The organism is Pseudoteredinibacter isoporae, assembly GCF_040372805.1.
Taxonomy (GTDB): Bacteria; Pseudomonadota; Gammaproteobacteria; order Pseudomonadales; family Cellvibrionaceae; genus Pseudoteredinibacter; species Pseudoteredinibacter isoporae_A.
Genome location: NZ_BAABWJ010000003.1, coordinates 117,316 through 135,580 on the forward strand (window position 1 = coordinate 117,316; position 18,265 = coordinate 135,580).

The 18,265-nt window shown below is 47.2% G+C and carries 13 protein-coding genes; 4 read left to right on the forward strand and 9 right to left on the reverse strand.

The window, feature by feature from the left end; genetic code table 11:
- Nucleotides 1-130 precede the first annotated feature (130 nt).
- Nucleotides 131-3,892, reverse strand: a complete 3,762-nt coding sequence (gene putA / locus ABWW03_RS08640; protein WP_353407692.1) for a bifunctional proline dehydrogenase/L-glutamate gamma-semialdehyde dehydrogenase PutA — start codon at nt 3,890-3,892, stop codon at nt 131-133.
- Nucleotides 3,893-4,102: 210 nt separating this feature from the next.
- On the opposite strand from putA, the gene ABWW03_RS08645 reads away from it, so the two are divergent.
- Complete coding sequence (locus ABWW03_RS08645; protein WP_353407693.1) at nt 4,103-4,600, forward strand: Lrp/AsnC ligand binding domain-containing protein; 498 nt, start codon at nt 4,103-4,105, stop codon at nt 4,598-4,600.
- A gap of 18 nt (nt 4,601-4,618) precedes the next feature.
- Here ABWW03_RS08645 and ABWW03_RS08650 read toward each other — a convergent pair whose 3' ends face one another.
- A complete protein-coding gene (locus tag ABWW03_RS08650) occupies nt 4,619-5,638 on the reverse strand; it encodes a YbgA family protein (RefSeq protein ID WP_353407695.1) in 1,020 nt (339 codons plus the stop codon).
- Between the two features lie 329 nt (nt 5,639-5,967).
- Here ABWW03_RS08650 and ABWW03_RS08655 point away from each other — a divergent pair, with 329 nt between their 5' ends.
- The 3 genes from ABWW03_RS08655 to ABWW03_RS08665 all read left to right on the forward strand — a co-directional run bounded on the left by ABWW03_RS08655 (nt 5,968) and on the right by ABWW03_RS08665 (nt 9,748).
- Nucleotides 5,968-7,170: a glycine C-acetyltransferase gene (locus tag ABWW03_RS08655; protein WP_353407696.1), complete on the forward strand. Its 1,203-nt coding sequence runs from the start codon at nt 5,968-5,970 to the stop codon at nt 7,168-7,170.
- Nucleotides 7,171-7,218: 48 nt separating this feature from the next.
- Entirely contained in the window at nt 7,219-8,241 is a 1,023-nt protein-coding gene (gene tdh / locus ABWW03_RS08660) for an L-threonine 3-dehydrogenase (protein ID WP_353407697.1), read from the forward strand.
- A gap of 106 nt (nt 8,242-8,347) precedes the next feature.
- Entirely contained in the window at nt 8,348-9,748 is a 1,401-nt protein-coding gene (locus tag ABWW03_RS08665; RefSeq protein WP_353407698.1) for an L-serine ammonia-lyase, read from the forward strand.
- A 71-nt stretch (nt 9,749-9,819) separates the two neighbouring features.
- Here the strand turns inward: ABWW03_RS08665 and ABWW03_RS08670 are convergent, their stop codons facing one another.
- The 7 genes from ABWW03_RS08670 to ABWW03_RS08700 all read right to left on the reverse strand — a co-directional run bounded on the left by ABWW03_RS08670 (nt 9,820) and on the right by ABWW03_RS08700 (nt 18,259).
- Nucleotides 9,820-12,798 carry a fused MFS/spermidine synthase gene (locus ABWW03_RS08670; protein ID WP_353407699.1) on the reverse strand — a complete coding sequence of 993 codons (2,979 nt, stop codon included), beginning with the start codon at nt 12,796-12,798 and terminating at the stop codon, nt 9,820-9,822.
- A 195-nt stretch (nt 12,799-12,993) separates the two neighbouring features.
- On the reverse strand, nt 12,994-13,443 hold the full coding sequence (locus ABWW03_RS08675) for a pilin (RefSeq protein WP_435372752.1): 450 nt from the start codon (nt 13,441-13,443) through the stop codon (nt 12,994-12,996).
- Between the two features lie 96 nt (nt 13,444-13,539).
- Nucleotides 13,540-14,613: an NAD(P)/FAD-dependent oxidoreductase gene (locus ABWW03_RS08680; protein ID WP_353407702.1), complete on the reverse strand. Its 1,074-nt coding sequence runs from the start codon at nt 14,611-14,613 to the stop codon at nt 13,540-13,542.
- Nucleotides 14,613-15,341 carry a class I SAM-dependent methyltransferase gene (locus ABWW03_RS08685; protein ID WP_353407704.1) on the reverse strand — a complete coding sequence of 243 codons (729 nt, stop codon included), beginning with the start codon at nt 15,339-15,341 and terminating at the stop codon, nt 14,613-14,615. Before ABWW03_RS08685 ends, ABWW03_RS08680 begins: the two co-directional genes overlap by 1 nt.
- The gene (locus tag ABWW03_RS08690; protein ID WP_353407705.1) at nt 15,334-16,260 is read right to left on the reverse strand and encodes a hypothetical protein; all 927 of its coding nucleotides are present in this window, start codon (nt 16,258-16,260) and stop codon (nt 15,334-15,336) included. Before ABWW03_RS08690 ends, ABWW03_RS08685 begins: the two co-directional genes overlap by 8 nt.
- The gene (locus ABWW03_RS08695; protein ID WP_353407706.1) at nt 16,257-17,378 is read right to left on the reverse strand and encodes a glycosyltransferase; all 1,122 of its coding nucleotides are present in this window, start codon (nt 17,376-17,378) and stop codon (nt 16,257-16,259) included. Before ABWW03_RS08695 ends, ABWW03_RS08690 begins: the two co-directional genes overlap by 4 nt.
- Nucleotides 17,375-18,259, reverse strand: coding sequence for a GNAT family N-acetyltransferase (locus tag ABWW03_RS08700; RefSeq protein ID WP_353407707.1), 885 nt, complete (start codon nt 18,257-18,259; stop codon nt 17,375-17,377). Before ABWW03_RS08700 ends, ABWW03_RS08695 begins: the two co-directional genes overlap by 4 nt.
- Between the last annotated feature and the right edge of the window lie 6 nt (nt 18,260-18,265).

Genomic DNA, 18,265 nt, shown 5'->3' on the forward strand with positions numbered 1-18,265 from the left:
GTAAGAGCCGCACAGTTAAACAAATTCTGCCCCTAAAAAAAAGCCCGGCTAATTCTTAACCGGGCGGAAGGTGCTTCGGCTATGCAGCCGTTGCGGGAGATAGAAAAACGTTTACCGAGAACGACAGACTCTAATCCTCTGAAATCGACATCAGAGAGGCATTACCACCCGCCGCAGTTGTATCGGTAGTAATGGTTTTCTCAACCAACAAACGTTGCTCGAAAAAAGGATCGCAGGCTTGAATTTGAGGCAAAATCGCCCCGTCACGCGCCGCCAATCTACGTTGCAGGCCGGTGTTGAATGCCGGCACAATCACGCCCGCTAACGTCGAGCTGGATAAAACAGAAGGCACTTCTTCGTCATTTACAGCACAGATCAACCCTGCCGGAATCTCAGCCTGTTGCGCGAATGCCCGCAAATGTCCGAACAATTCTAGATCCGCTTCCTGCAAATGCACCAACAATCCGTTTCCGGCCAGCAGAGACGACATCAACGGCGCAAAAAACTGGCAGTAACTTTGCCCTTCTGCTTTCATTGCTAACAACACACCGCGAGCATCGTGCCCCAAAAGATTGCTCTCACCGGTAGGCCCCGGCAGGCATTTTATTCTGGAGAATTTTTCATCCATGCTCTGCAGACTGTCCTGACTGCTTTCCAACATAGATTCAAGATCAGGTAGGGACTCCAGATTGGCCATATTCGCCAACAGACGACGCAGCTGATTTAAACGTGCATCGAAACCAATAGCATTCCATTGGGCTTGAGCCTCAGCAACTACCGTCATAACACGTTCTGCACCGGCTTCCGACTGAGCCTCTGGAATACGCAGCTCAATGGGTGTGGAGATTTCCTTGGCGGTTACCAGAGCTTGCAGATAAGCCGGGCCGCCCGCCTTGGGTCCGGTACCGGACAAACCACGACCACCAAACGGTTGCACACCAACAACCGCACCAATAATGTTGCGATTGATATACACATTGCCAACTTTGGCCTGCATAGCCACTTTGTCACACACCGCTTCAATCCGGCTGTGGACACCTAAGGTCAAACCGAAGCCCGCTCGGTTAATTTGTGCGATCACGTCGTCTAACTCATTCGATTTGAAACGAATAACATGCACAACCGGGCCAAACACTTCCTCATGCAATACATCGAGGCTGCTGAGCTCATACAGGTGAGGCGCAAAGTAATTACCGTCAGGCAAATCGGAAGACAAGGGACAAGCAAAGTGCAAACGTGCTTGAGTATCCGGCATGTCGGCCAAACGGGCCTGATGCGCTTGCAGGCGAGACAATGCCGCATGATCAATCACAGGGCCAACATCGGTGCTGAGCCATTGAGGGTCACCAATGTGCAGTTCTGCCATGGCACCTTTGATCATCGTCATGACTTTATCAGCGATATCCTCCTGCAGATACAACACACGTAATGCCGAGCAACGCTGACCCGCAGACTGAAAACCGGAAGACATTACGTCGTCCACCACCTGTTCAGGCAACGCCGTCGAGTCAACGATAATGGCATTCTGCCCGCCGGTCTCGGCCACCAAAGGAATCGCGTTATCTTCGCGAGCAGCAAGGGTTTGATTAATCCACTGACCGGTTGCCGTCGAGCCTGTGAACATAACGGCACGGATACGCGCATCAGGCACCAGCTGCTCACCGACGGGCTTACCAGGGCCAATAATCAACTGCAATGCGTCAGCAGGCAGTCCTTTTTCTCGCCACAACTCGATACAACGCAGGGCAACCAAACTGGTTTGTTCTGCTGGTTTCGCCAGAACAGTGTTACCGGTTACCAAAGCGGCGGCGACTTGGCCAAGGAAAATCGCCAAAGGGAAATTCCAAGGACTGATGCACAACACAACGCCACGAGACTGAACCTTGTAATCCGCAAATAACTGCTCGGCCTGCCGAGCATAATAACGGCAAAAATCCACAGCCTCTCGAATTTCGGCCACGGCATCAGGGATCGATTTGCCCGCTTCTTTCACGCACAAAGCCAGAAACTCATCACGGTGTTGCTCCAGGGCATCGGCCATAGCGTTCAGCAATACCGCACGCTCGGTGACTGGACGCGCTTCCCATGCCGATTGGGCCGATTGCACCTGTTGCAGCTTGGCTTCCACGCTGTCTGCATCATCAAAACTCAAATGTGCAATGGTCTCTGAATGATTCGCAGGATTGACAACCGAGTGATCACCTGACTGGGCATTGGCTGATGCTAACCATTTAGACACCAGCGCTTCGAGAGCAGCCTTCGCCGGTTCAGTGTGGTTGCAGTCCGTCAAATCAAAGCCTACAGAATTTTTACGCGGCTCGATAAACTCCGCTGCAAAAATATCTTCAGGCAACGGAATAACAGAATTGCTTTTTACCTTCCAGGACTCCACAGTCGCAAACGGGTCCTCCAACAAGGACTCAACTGGAATGGACTCATCAACAATATTATTCACAAAGGAGCTGTTGGCGCCATTCTCCAAAAGACGGCGCACAAGATAGGCCAGCAAATCTGCGTGTTCACCTACCGGTGCATAAATACGACAGCTGATGCCTTCGTCCGCAACCATATTTTCATACAATGCCTCGCCCATACCGTGCAAACGTTGAAACTCAAAGCCTTTGCGCTCGCTGTCCATCTCCAGAATGCTGGCGACACTGTAGGCATTGTGAGTAGCAAATTGGGGATAGATACAATCTCTGGCGGCCAATAATTTTTGCGCACACACCTGATAACTCACATCAGTAGATGCCTTGCGTGTGAAAACCGGGTAACCGTCAAGCCCTTCTTCCTGGCTCCATTTAATTTCAGAATCCCAATACGCTCCCTTCACTAAGCGCACCATGATTCGGCGGCCACCTTTGCGGGCCAAGCCAATAATCCAGTCAATCACCAAATGTGCGCGTTTTTGATACGCCTGAATCGCTAAGCCAAAACCCTCCCAGCCAGCCAGATCCTCATCCAGGTAAACCGCTTCGATAATATCGAAGGAAAGATCCAGACGGTCCGCTTCTTCAGCGTCCACGGTAAAGCCAATATCGTAACGCTTAGCCGCCAGGGCTAACTTCTTCAGACGCGGTACCAATTCCGCCATCACTCGTTGGCGGTGAGAAAATTCATAGCGCGGGTGAATTGCCGAGAGTTTTACTGAGATACCTGGGCTTTCTTCCGGCCCGGCATTGGCTGCGGCCTTACCGATGGATTCAATCGCATCCATATAGCTCTGAAAATAACGTTGGGCGTCTGCATCGGTTCGCGCGCCTTCACCCAACATATCATAGGAATAACGATAGCCTTTGGCCTCTTCCTCTGCGGCACGCTTAAGCGCCTGTACAATGGTCGTCCCCAAAACAAATTGAGTTCCCATAATTTGCATTGCATAACGCACTGCTCGACGAATCACAGGCTCACCAACACGGCCCATGGTTTGTTTTAGGATTCCGAAATTACGGCGCTTGCTGTCATCACTGTAACTCACCATTTTACCGGTCAGCAACAAGCCCCAAGCGGAGGCATTCACAAACAATGAGTCTGAATTCCCCAGGTGAGAATCCCAATCCCCCGCGGATAACTTATCGCGAATCAATCGATCCATAGTGTCTTTATCCGGCACACGCAGTAGCGCTTCCGCAAGACACATCAGGACAATGCCCTCATCCGTTGACAGAGAAAACTCCTGCAATAGGGCATCAACGCCGCCTTTGCCTTCCTGTTCTTTACGGATGTGCAGAATAAGATCGCGAGCTTTTTGCCAGATCTTTGCCCGAGAGATGGCATCCACCTTGTCTTGAGCCAACAGGCTCTCAACCACTTGATTCTCGTCCAGGCGATAAGCATCGCGTATTTGTTGGCGCAAACTGCTCTGGGCGCTGTGATTCTCTGGATATAGCATGGAGACTCCAAATACCAAAATTCGAATGTTCGGCATTATAGAGATTCCACCTCAGAATTAGATTGCAAAAAAGGCAATTAAATAGCACAATATTTTGAACTGCATAAAGTATGCGGAATTATAGTCTTTATTAGAATTCGAGATTAACGCCTGAAACCACGATAATCCTTTAGGATTTATGTACTTAGCCCTATTGCCGAGCCTTGATCTATGAGCCGTAAATTAAAGAGCGACAAACCATTTAAGCCCGATCGTACTGACCTGGTTATTTTGAATACCCTTCAAAAAGAAGGCCGCATTTCCAATGTTGAGCTGGCCAATCGGGTACACCTAAGCCCCAGCCCATGCTTGGAGCGAGTAAGACGCCTGGAGGCCGAAGGCTATATTCGCAGCTACGGCGCCAAACTGGATGCCACCATGTTGGATCTGGCTATGGTGGCCTATGTTCAGGTCACCCTGGACCGCACCACGGGCGATGTCTTTGATAACTTTAAACAAGCCGTCGTCACTCTTCCTCAAGTGGCCGAATGCGATATGGTGGCCGGTGGCTTCGACTATTTAGTGAAGCTGCGCATGAAAGATATGGAATCGTATCGAGATGTTCTGGGCAAGTTAGTTGATTTGCCAGGCGTTGCGCAAACACACACTTATATTGTCATCGAAAGTGTGAAGGAAGATATCGGCTTGCCGATTGGCGGTAAAAGCTAAGCGCCCTTCCCCTTTATATTAGGATAGTTGTGCCCGTAAAGACTGACTGAGCGGGTGCGGCTGCCAATAATACTGCCGCCGAATATAATCACTCCCCCAACATTCAGTATAATTTTGCAGTTCGCACACAATGGTCTGCAAAGGCAATATGCCATGACGGTAATCCTCCATACGCTGCAGTAGGTGCCGTCGCTGCTCAGCGCTAAGCTGAGTCTTGATATACCCCATCATGTGCATTAAAGCATTTATTTCTCCCCCCTTGCTTGGCGACGCATTCAGCGCTTTCATAAACACTTGGTAATACGTTGCCTGTTGGGAAGAGAAATCATCCTTATTATATGTCGCCAGCAAACGCCCCAAATAATTATAGGCAGGCACACTGTGTGCCATTAACTGGTATTTGTAACGCCCATGAAAATCCAACAACGCTGAGAAAGACTTCGTCTCAAAAGCCTCGCGCAAACGACAATGGGCAAACACAGCCCCCAGAAATTGATCCAAAATCCGCGGCCGTTGTAAATCGATCTCCTGTGCTACGGGTAAAAGCGCCCGCCTTCTAATGAGTTCCTCTGCAAACACACCGTTAAGGGCATCTTGCTCCGTCGCAGAACTTAAGCCTTGCGCAGGTGCCGACCCAAGCGCGCAACTGGGTGAGCGCTGCATAAACACGTAACCGTCCAGAGACACCGCTTCAGAAAGAAATGGCTCGCTAGCCTGAATGAGTTTGGGTCGCAGGTCTGCAGAAGCATCCTGTTCATCGGATTGGCCTGGATTTATTTGCAAGCGAGTCACCGCCCCATCAGGATACAAACCGATGGTCGGGCGTGGTACACCGAAACCAGCGGCCACTTCGGGACAAAAACTCCGCCAACATATGCATGTGGCAAGCTGTTCAGTCAGTAAAACTGAACGCTTATGCCCACCGTCGTAGCGAACCGGATCGCCCAACAAACAAGCGCTAACCCCCACTTTTGGCACGGACGTCAATGCTTGCCCAGTTCCCCTGACTTTCACTGTAAGACGGGAAGATTTTTCCAAATCACATCCCCCTATTCCTAACTTGCAAGTGAGGCTTTGCAAACCGAGTATTGCGCGGGTCGTATATTGGCAAGAAAACGCCATTTAGGTACAAAATCCCGTGGCGCCTGGAAGGCAAATGCACAGCACAAATCTCTAAAATAACGCCATTATCCGACATTTCTACCAAATTCATTCAACTAACTAGAGTTTGATTGCTCAGCATAAAGCGGCCTTATAACATGGCATTTTTACAGGCTCCGCTATGTACGCGTACTCTATTTTATGCCTGTTCTCATTGAGTGCCACCGAATAGGCGCGAACGAATTAATACGCCAGGATAAGTAACTATGTCGAGCTCCAGCAAAAACGAATTTTATCATAGCCTGCAATCTCAAATTGAGCAGATTAAAGCAGACGGCTTGTACAAACAGGAACGTTTTATCAGCTCCCAGCAAAGTACCTCTATCGAAGTTGCCGGCCAACAGGTCATCAATCTATGCGCGAATAACTATCTTGGTTTAGCGAATCACCCGGCACTGATAAAAGCTGCCCAACAAGCCGCCGACGATTATGGTTTCGGTGTAGCTTCGGTCCGTTTTATCTGCGGTACCCAGACCATTCACAAACAGCTGGAAAACGAACTCAGTGAATTCCTGAAAATGGAAGACACCATTCTCTACCCTTCATGCTTTGATGCAAATGGAGGCTTGTTTGAATCGATATTGAGCCCGGAAGACGCGATCATCAGTGATGCCTTGAATCACGCCAGTATTATTGACGGTGTTCGCCTGTGTAAGGCCAAGCGTTACCGCTACGCCAACAATAATATGGCCGAGCTGGAAGCGCAGCTGCAAAAAGCCGATGCCGACGGTGCTCGTTTTAAATTGATTGCCACCGATGGCGTATTTTCTATGGATGGGATTATCGCGGATTTGGAATCCATCTGCGATCTGGCCGACAAATACAATGCTTTGGTAATGGTAGATGATTCCCATGCGGTAGGTTTTGTCGGCGATAACGGACGCGGCAGTCATGAATACTGCAACGTAATGGATCGCGTAGACATTATTACCGGCACGCTGGGTAAAGCGCTGGGTGGTGCATCCGGCGGTTTTACCGCTGCGAAAAAAGAAGTGGTGGAAATCCTTCGCCAGCGTTCGCGCCCCTATCTGTTTTCCAATTCCGTTGCACCGGGTGTTGTGGCGACATCACTCAAAGTTCTCGAACTGCTGCGTGAAGAACCTCAGTTACGCGAGCAACTCTGGAAGAATGCCGACTATTTCCGCGAGAAGATGAGTGCAGCGGGTTTCTCACTGGCCGGAGCCGACCACGCAATTATTCCTGTGATGATTGGCGATGCTCGAATGGCGAGCGACATGGCAGACCGGTTATTGGAAAAAGGGGTTTATGTCATCGGCTTCTCGTTTCCGGTAGTGCCTCGCGGCGAAGCACGTATTCGTACCCAGATGTCGGCTCTGCACAGCCAGGAGCAATTGGATCACGCGATCAATGCCTTTATTGAAGTCGGCAAGGAACTCAACATTATTTAATTCGCCTGCTCATCAGCACGGCCATACGGTTTACGAGACATTAAGACGATGAAAGCACTATCTAAACTACGCCCGGAACCCGGAATTTGGTTGACCGACGTGGATGCCCCCAAACCCGGCGTTAACGACTTATTGATCAAAACCCGCCTGACGGCAATCTGCGGTACCGATATCCATATTTACAACTGGGACAGCTGGTCGCAACAAACCATCCCTACTCCCATGGTTGTCGGGCACGAATTTGTCGGTGAAGTGGTCGCTGTAGGCGAAGGCGTAAAATCTTTCCAGGTAGGTGACCGAGTGTCCGGCGAAGGCCATATCACCTGCGGTCATTGCCGCAACTGCCGAGCCGGCCGACGCCACTATTGTGCAAACACTCAAGGTATAGGTGTAAATATTCCTGGCGCATTCGGCGAATATCTGACCCTACCGGAAGAAAATGCGTTCAAGATTCCGGAAGACATCAGCGATGAAATGGCATCAATTTTTGATCCCTTTGGTAATGCCGTTCACACAACATTGAGTTTCGACCTCACTGGAGAAGACGTATTAATTACCGGGGCCGGCCCGATCGGCATTATGGCCGCCGGGATTGCTCGCCACGTCGGTGCACGTCACGTCGTTGTGACCGATATTAACGATCATCGTCTTGCCATGGCAAAAACCATGGGCGCGAGCCGAGTTGTTAATGTCGCCAAAGACTCTCTGGAAGATACCATGGTCGACTTGGGAATGACTGAAGGCTTTGACGTCGGCTTGGAAATGTCTGGCGTACCTAGCGCCTTCCAGAGCATGCTCAAAAACATGATTCACGGTGGCAAGATCGCCATGCTCGGCATTCCACCCGATGATATGGCCATCGACTGGAATCAGGTCATTTTTAAAAGCCTGACCATCAAAGGAATTTACGGCCGTGAAATGTTTGATACCTGGCATAAAATGGCCTGTTTGCTGCAATCCGGCCTGGATTTAAGCCCTGTAATCACGCATCAATTTGATGTGGATGATTTCCAACAAGGCTTTGATACTATGCTGTCAGGCCAGAGCGGAAAAGTCATTTTGAAGTGGTAAGTGCCGCTTCAAACACTACAGGATAAACACACGCTGCTGGAAACCAAAATAAAAAACAAACCCAAACAAAAGCAGCCTTATCGATTTAGCCGAGGATTAGTGCCATATGGCCATCAGTGTTTTTGATTTGTTTAAGGTGGGCATAGGCCCTTCCAGCTCCCATACTGTGGGTCCAATGCGTGCGGCCAAACAGTTTTGCCTGGCTTTAAAGAAGGCCAATGCTTTCCAAAAAACCACTCGTGTACATTCCGATATGTACGGTTCTCTCGGCGCGACGGGAGTGGGTCACGGAACCGCAAAGGCGGTGATTCTTGGCCTCATGGGCGAAACTCCAGAAGACGTTGACGTAGATAACATCGCACGCATGGTCACCGAAGCACGGGATGAAAAGCGGCTGAATTTACTCGGTGAACGTATCATCGACTTTAATGAAAGCGAAGATTTAATTCTCCACAGACGGAAAACCCTGCCTTACCATCCTAACGGCATGGGCTTCCAAGCCTATGACCAATCCGGCGAGCTGTTGCTGGAAAAAACCTATTACTCCGTAGGTGGAGGCTTTATTGTCGGCGAGCAAACCGCACAAGTTGACGCCGTCACTGACGACCCGCGCCCGAAAGATTATAAATTTGATTCTGCTGCACAGTTACTGGCGATCTGTAAGGCACATCAGATCAGCATTTCCGATGTCATGTGGCGTAACGAAGCCACCTGGCGCCCCAAAACTGAAACCGCCAAAGGCCTAATGGACATCTGGGCTGTCATGCAGGAATGCGTCAACAACGGTTTGCGCCACGAAGGTTTATTGCCCGGAGGCCTGAAGGTAAAGCGACGAGCCCGAGAAATGCAACAACAGCTCCTAAGCCGACCGGAAGCTTCACTGGCCGACCCGCTCACCACACTGGATTGGGTAACACTGTACGCACTGGCCGTGAATGAAGAAAACGCCGCAGGTGGCCGCATGGTTACCGCCCCAACCAACGGAGCTGCGGGTATTATTCCCGCAGTCTTGCATTACTACATTCGCTTTGTTCCGGGAGCCAATGACGAAGGAGTACAGAATTTTCTACTGACCTCCGCCGCCATCGGCACTCTGTATAAGCGCAACGCCTCCATCTCTGGTGCCGACGTAGGCTGCCAAGGCGAAGTGGGTTCCGCTTGCTCCATGGCTGCCGGAGGCCTCGCGGAAGTTCTGGGTGGCAGTCCTGCGCAAGTCGAAAACGCCGCCGAAATCGCCATGGAACATAACCTCGGCCTGACCTGTGACCCTATCGGCGGCCTGGTACAAGTTCCTTGCATCGAACGCAATGCCATGGCCGCCATCAAAGCCATTCACGCCGCCCGCATGGCTCTTCGAGGCGACGGCTCTCATTTTGTCTCTCTCGACAAAGTAATCAAAACCATGCGTGATACAGGCCGCGATATGCAAGAGAAATACAAAGAAACATCCCGCGGTGGACTCGCGGTGAATGTATTGGAAGTGCCGGTGAATATTATTGAGTGTTAACGCAGTTTCAGGAAAGCAAAGAAGAGAATAAAAAACCGGCGCCAGATGACGCCGGTTTTTATTGTAATACGCTAAAAGCGACTGTACTCGCGATCTTTTGACTGATACATCTGAATAAGCCCACGCAGTTCGACATCCGCTCTCATCAAATCCAGAGTCTCAGCTGTCAACTCTCGCACAAATGGCTTCCTTTCCCCGAGCATCATTTGAGCTGCAAGATTAAACGCCAAGTTTTTTCGGGATAGCTTTGTGTCGAATTCTGTATTCGACATAATTCTGTTTGAGGTCATATACACAGCCTCGTAATCAGACGCCAACCATTGACGGTGAATATCCAGCCAATCTCTCGCCAGTGGGCGTAACCTATCAACATTACAGGCCGCTATACGCTCCAACAAAGGCTCCAACTTCTCTTTTGAAGAATATCTGAACAACCAAGATACAACATCAATCAGCTTATCAGTACTTTGATCCTGATAAGGCTCAATATCCTCACCACAAGATTGTAAAAATGCGGACAACCAGCTTGAGTAGCTATCAACCCCTGTCGACAGAAATCTGGCTCGTCCTTCAGAACTGAGCTTATATTCCAATTGTCCATAAAAAGCCTGAACACGATTAAACTCATCGGTATCAGAATCGTAGATTGACGGAGTGACCGTTTCAAATTGATAAGGCGCCTCAGCCAATACCTCACGAATTAATCGAGACTCTCTTAGCTTGATCAGGCTGACCGCACGCTCTCTCTTAAACCGTGCTTTACTGGCACCATAATCAAGCACTGGAAAGAAGTCTGAATTCGCAGGCACGGGATAGGAATCAAAGACCGCCTCAAGTGTTTTTCGACCGGAAATTTTACGAAACTGCAGATCGTTTTCTGTCACAACACCGATATTTTCCAGCTGCTTTTTAAAGTCTCCAAATTTAAACAGTCTAGAATAATCTGGCGAAAGTGATTCGGTGGATGCAACGAAAGCGAAATCTCCGGCTGACACTCGGTAGATATGAACATCCTGAAAGTTCTCGGAAAGGGCCTTATATACCGTTGCTAACAGTTCATCATTGAGTTCATACACATGCATCCATTGAACCAATACACCATCCTTAGCAAGATATTGCTTCATATCCCGGTAAAATTCTGTCGTAAATAATCCAGCAACACCACTCACCCAAGGATTGGGCGGCTCAGACACAATAACATCGTAGGTAGCTTGGGATGCAGCAAAAAAGGTCTTAGCGTCCTCAAAAATAACCTTGCTCCGAGGATCAGAAAAAACCAATTCCACCTTATCAGCAAACAATTTGGCGCCATGGTACACCTGCTCTTCGATTTCGACGGTATCCACACGCTGTACTTCCGGGTGTAGCAAAATGGTATGTGCAGTCAATCCGGACCCCATGCCGATATTGGCAATGGATTTGGCATCTGGCTTATAGATGTAAGGCAATGCCCCCAAGAGGACCATGGTAGGCTCATCTCCGGACACCTCATCCTTCCCCCCTCCTTCATCAGACATATAAATGCCCGCATCGGGTTTGCCATTATTAATCAATGCATAAACACTATTGACGCGTCTCACCGCTACCGTAGACGTTTTACCGTCCTCGTGAAACAAAATCTCAGAATCACTATGAACCGCATTCAAGCCATACCTGAACACACCAGAAGACATTTTTTGAGTGTCGAATGATTGGACTGATGCCACGAGTAACAAGGCAATGGAAGCGAACATAAGCCCATGATGGAGTTTGCGATTCAGAATGCTCTCACGCGCTACCCAAAACAGGTATCCTCCCAACGCAAGATCGACAGCAGCCCCCATCAACAAAACCGACTTCAAACCTAAAACCGGCATGATCACCTGCGAAGCCAGAAGGACACCGAAAATAGCCCCAACGGTATTCCATGCATACACTTTACCGATCGCCGAATCACCAACCTTTTTATCCAAAAGGATGTAGCTGATGATTGGCAGAGTCATACCTGCGCATATGGTCGCAGGTAACATGACAACCAAACACAATATCAGGCTCAACGACAGATACAGGGTATGCCCCTGGTCAGAGCTGTTAAGAGCCTTAACGCCGAAGCTCATCAGCTCAAAAATATTGTCATACAAAGGGATAGTCAAAGCAGCAAATATCCCCATCAGCACCTGAATAATGGCCAACGTGTGTACTGGTCGCTGCATTTTATCTATACGCTTGCGAATCCAAAAACCGCCAATTGCCAAGCCCAATATAAAAGCCGCCAACATGATTTCGAAGGAATGTGTTGAGCCACCAAGCACCATAGTCAACATACGAATCCAGGCTATCTCATAGAGAAACGATGCCAAACCCGTTAATGCTGCGACAAACAGCAAATATTTTTCAATGGGAACGTTTGTTTCCCTCGACTCTGGCGCAGGCGGAAAGTGGTCATACCTCACCATACGATAAACAATGATCGCCAGAATGATATTGATAATTCCCGCCGTTAAAATGGACCCAGGAAGGCCAACGGCAGGCAGAATGATAAAAGAGTTACACAGGATACCAATTGCAGCACCAAAGCTATTGGCAAAATACAGGCCCGCCAGTGTATTCCCCGGACTCTCGGGGAATTTTCGAATAATGCCCGCAGCAAGAAATGGGAATGTTGCCCCCAATAGAATGGATTGAGGCAAAATGAGCAACGAGCCTACAGTCCATTTACTGGTATGAATCAGGAACTCCGATCCCAGCGAGGGAATTACTGACTCGAATGCCCATTGTTGAACAACAACAAAAATAGAGTGAAAGGCAATTCCCGAGATCCCGACGAGCAGTTCGATAATGCCATAACACAGAATCAAATTACCGAGATGCTTACTCCATCTCGATGCAGCAAATGAACCAATTGCCATCCCCCCCATAAAGATGGCCAACACCAATACTTGGGCATAAGACGCATGACCCAGTAATAATTTCAAGTAATGGGACCAAATTGACTCATAAATAAGCCCGGAAAACCCGGACAACATGAAAATCGCAATGAAAATGGCCAATTGAGGGCTGCGAACACTCATAATTCTCAACTTATTTCTAATTGGGGAGATTGTGAAAATGTAATCGGCGCATATTAGGAGAAGTGAGCCATCGTTAAATAGACCCTACGCTCCTTCCCGGTGACCAACATACATAAAAGACGAATACCATAACATCGCCAGCAACATTCTCAATATTGCCACTGACAAAATTTGTCAAATTATCTCTATTTACAGTTACAAGCGACATTCCCAAGGCAAAAATTCATTGGGCACGGGGTTTGAAGCACCTGGTCTGCAGCTATGCTCCACCAGGCCGCCAGTTGTTGTCGTAAAATGCAACGCCACAGTAGAATTGTTGATACGCCCGCCAACGGCATTCTTCATTGTAGCCACATAAATACCTGAGCCACCGTCAGTAATACTGGCCGTAAACTCTCCACTCGTCACTTGCGGCCCAGCGTAGACGTTCAGCTCCGAAACGGTCGGAAAACTCCCATTATCAGCGAAATAGTTCTGAATTTCGGCCTTCATCGCGCGCAATAAGGTGACCGGCTCAGCGACCCGAGTTCTCGATGTATAATCTTGATAAGCAGGTAAAGCCAATGCCGCCAATATTCCAATAATGGCAATCACAATCATCAGCTCAACCAGTGTAAAACCTTTTTCTTTATAATTTGAAGTCATTTGAAAGCTACACCCATGGTTCTTGTGTAAGCCTTCAAAGCAAGTTTCATTCCAATTAACGACACATCCTGAACAACCCATGAACAGACCAAATACTTAGCCAGGCTTTAAATGAGCCTCTATCTGTTTGGCGATCCTCTTACTATCGCGCCTTATCCCTCTTAAGTATCTGCTAGTAAAATTGAACAGATTATCAAACCCAACAAGGTGCACTCCTGGATACGCGTCATGAAGTTGCTGAACGATGACTGGCATGGAACTATCCTCGAAGCTTAAGTTAAAGCTCTTCAAATAGCCCAAATTTGGCTTATAGCCTGTCGCCAGCCAAATCTGGTCGACAGCAAGAGGGGCATCCCTGCCCTCCAAATACACCATGCCTGCTTCAATTTTTTGAGGCTTGCCCAAAACTGGGATACTCCCCGAATGAATATATTCTCGTATTTTCCCCCCATCCATAATTGCATAGGAATTAGCCTTCACTTCAGGTTGAAAATACAGTTTTAAGCTCTCCCAGAAAAAGTACACCTGTTCTCGTAAACCACCCATAAATGAGTCATTTCTCTTTACCTCAACCTGCCCCCGAGCTGACAACGTAACAGAGATTCCGGCAGAGTACAGTTCTTCGGCCAGTTGGCCCGCCGTGACCCGTCTCCCTACAACCAAAACCTTGGCAACCCCTCGAGCAAGTAACTGTTTAACATTTTTGTATGAGCTTGCATGCACAATTTCGACAGAATCATCACTTTCAATTTCTGGGAAATAAGGATTACCAAAATATCCACTTGCGCAAACCACAGACTTAGCCTGTATCAACCCGCCCTCTGCTGTTTCAATAGAATAACCATCAGAACACGAGTGCACCTCACAAACCCTCTCCTGCAAGACGGGCCCTAAATCATTCTTCTTGTAGTAGGATTGCAAGTACCTTACGAAAGAGAGCCTAGAGTGTTTTTCAAAGGCATGTAGAGGATTTGGTATTGTACCAGGCAGTACATTAGTCCACCATGGACTAACAAGCCTAAGCGTATCGTTCATATTTTCCCACGAAGCCCCTATACCATGCTCATCTATGAGAACAAAATTCACGCCCATTCTCTTAAGGTAATACGCCACACTTAAGCCTGCAGGGCCAGCCCCAACAACAACACAATCAAAATATCTTTTACTCATTACACTTTACGGAATTCAAAAACCGTTTCTCTATAATCCCAGATAGGGCTTGGAATGACGTTATTTTGGAAAACTTCCCACTTGTGCAACCCATCGTATGGCAGCGAGACACCTAAACTTAATAAATATAAAGGAAGAAACCTGCCACTTCGCATATCTCGACATTCATCGCACTCAAAACCAGACTCTGAAAACAGCTCGAGGTAAAAATCCTTCGTTCTGATTACTTTATGTTCGTCCACTTCCTTTTGAATTCTCCGAGTTTGCTCAATCAGCAAGAAGCTCCCCCCCTCCTCCAAGCAGGCATATAACTGAGAGAGAACAGTTCTTAAATCTTGATCATTTTTTATATAGCTGAATACTACATAAACAACAATATCGCTAAAGATCTCTTCAGCCAAAGGAAGATTCAAACCATCAAATTGACAAAAATTAGCCGCCTCATGTGAAGACTGAGCCTTGGCTACTTTCAAGAGCCCCGAAGAAATGTCGATTCCCAAGGTGTTAATACCCTGCGAATTGAGCGTTGCAGAAATATTTCCAGAACCACAACCAAAATCCAGAACATATCTATCTCTAGAGTTTTTTCCAAAGAAACGTTCCAACTCTTTATCTCGGAGATATTTAATATAAGCGTTCTTTTTGCCAAATCGATCCTTTGGATCAAAAACGGATTGGCTTCCCCCCAATTCAGAAAGCAGATCCCAGTATTCACGTTGCCTACTCATACCCTAACCTCTTCAGCATATAAGAAATACAAGTCCGACTAACAAAATACAATAAATCACAAAGCGTAAAAAAAACTCGGGTAACCACCCCCAAAGAAAGTAATTCTGCGGCTTCAAGCCCCGCTAAAGTTCCCAACCAAAGAAATAATGCCTCCCTAGCAAAAAGCCCACTAGGTGCAATAATAACTAACGCTGCCAATATCGACGCAGACGAATACAAAGCTGACAAGGCAATTGCTTTCTGCCATGAATCAAATCCCAACAAAAAAATAAAAACCGAAAAATAAAGCAGCCATTCTATATTTAGGTATAACCATATTTTCTTTGCGCTCACACCCTTAAGGCTCACTATCTCTGCGGCCTTTATCGACCACTTTTTAAACACCGGACTATTTTCTAAAAATGAAGCCAACAAATTACATTGAACAAGGTAAAAAAAGGCAATAGAAATAAGTACAGGAAGTACAAAATAGGAAAAATCCCCACAAAAAAAGCCGAGAAAAACCAACAGCAAGACGGGCAAGGAGTTAGCATTCGTTAGCAGAAACTGAAGTACATTAGCTCTCCAAATGGCTATCGAAGATGCTCTTCCCGTAAGAAAAAATGACTGTGTAATTATCCCTAAAACTTTTCCGGGCAGGTATCTGACAACCTGGGCCAAAGAATAAGCCAGACAAAGTTGTGCTGGATGTGTATTTTTCTCAATTGAATTTCCTAAAAGTTCTACATTCACTTCTGCCTTAACTTGGCACATCACCAACGATAAACACAAAGCAATGGCTATACTCAAAACGGATAATTCAGAGATATACAAACGAAAAGCAACCAACCCTTCATCGAAGGCCGTTGACATATACCAAACTGACAAAAGTATGAGCAGAAAAAAAGCCAACAATCTCAACCAGGGCTTCTTTTTCACTTAATGTGCTCCAGCAGCATTTGGACAGAACTTTCTACGGAAAAATCATTCGCGCATTTTAGGAAGTTCTCTTCACGCACCGAAAACCCATTCAGGGCTTTTTTGATAGCTAAAGAAAAATCTGAAGCATCAACGTTTTTACAACAAAAGCCTACACCATAGACCTCCATCAATCTAGGAACATCCCCTACGGGCATGGATACAACTGGAAGTTTGAGCTGCATGCAATCAGAAAAAATTACGGGGACGCTTTCAATACGCGATGGAAGCAAAAACCAATCAGCCCGTGACAAAAAGTCAACAGCTTCAGCCTTATCAAGATACCCCATACAAGTCACTGGCCGCCCTCTTTTGATCAAAGCCCGCACCGTGCTTCGAACCTCCTTTTCAAGAGGCCCTCCACCCGCAATTCTAATTTCAGATATTTTTGCCCAATCCCCCTCATCCAAAAATTCAAGCGCCTCTAATAATAGGTCAACCCCTTTGTTTCTATGCCAACGACCGAGAAACACAAGCTTCAACTTTCCTTCTTCGTCCCTGGGCTTTTTGTCAACACTAACACCACCAAGATTCCTCGAACTTGGAAGAAATGTACACTCCCTTCCAGATAAAGCTTTGACATCATCAGCCAACTGAAACCCGTCCGCGTAAAGCCGCCCGGCACCCATCAACACCTTCCTCAATACGGTTCTAACTATGGGAATCTTTCCCAACGACCATATGTCGCTTCCTAAAGCCCAAATGTCGAAAGTGACGCCTGTCGACCTAGCCCAGTAACCACTCGGCAATGCCCACAAGCAAAAAATATGATCAACTTTGTATTTTTCGACCAACTCCTTAGTTAAGGCCTTCCCCCCCCGTAATATTTTAATAATCTGTAACGCATCTCGAGGCTTATAGAATTTAAGAAGCGAAAGCGCCTTACTCGACGCACTAAACCCATGAACAGTGAAATTACTCTTTATTTGTCGACTGCCCGACTTTGACCCGGGATGCAGTACATGAAGATCAACATGCATTGACAATTCCAGACAGTAGTCGTAAACAAATGCGCCCGCCGCTTCTTCCCCATTAAAGGTTTCAGGAAAAGATGTTGTAATTAGTAAAAGCTTTTTCATTTCCAAATTCTTTTCTTAAACTCAAAGCATTTCATCGCCAACTGAAACACATACAGGGAAATGCGACTGTGATATACATCAACAGTATATTGAGGCCTTGACACACCGCCCCATTTTTCTTTGTATTTTATTAGGCCCACTTGAGAGCTCGGTGATGACATAAAATCAAAGCTCTTCCCCCCTATTCTTTTTGCCCAGGAAATCGCTTCAAACATAAGCAAGTCTGGCCCTCTCCATTCCGAAAAGCCTTCAGCAAACCCACCATGGAGATAGAACGCCTGACCTCCATCCAAGGCGGAAATGTTCATCGCTATACATTGCTTGTCCGCATATGCGAGCGTACAACGAAGCATTGGATTCCTTCGAGAAAGTAAGCTTTTGAAGTAACTTTCTGAATATCTCAAAGCCCCGGAGTTTCTTTTCACTGCATTTTTGTATAAATCAAAAATTTCACCTGATTCATCCGGAGTAGCTTCTCGCACCTGGACACCTAGCCTAGCTGCTTTCTTCAAGTTTCTTTTGAGGTTCGATGGTAAAGATTCATAATTCCATGAATCAAGATCTGAAATCTTTGTCACTGTCGATTCTTGAACTCTGTAAGATATCGATCCATCTAAAAAGCTAAGAGTATTTAAATCAACTGGCGTACAAAATCGCATCACAGATGCGCCTTTTAGCACACTGAGGTGGTCTTTCAATAATACCGATATAGAATTTTTATCATATTCGTTAAGACCACTCGGAAAAACGGGAAAAAATACTGAAAAGCCTGGAATACCGAAGCGTAAAAAACCTTGTTGTTTCCGATAAAAATAACTCGCGCCCAGAGATCTAGCAATCAGCTCATACCAAGAACGATCAAAAAAATTTTTGTCACTCAAGCTTTC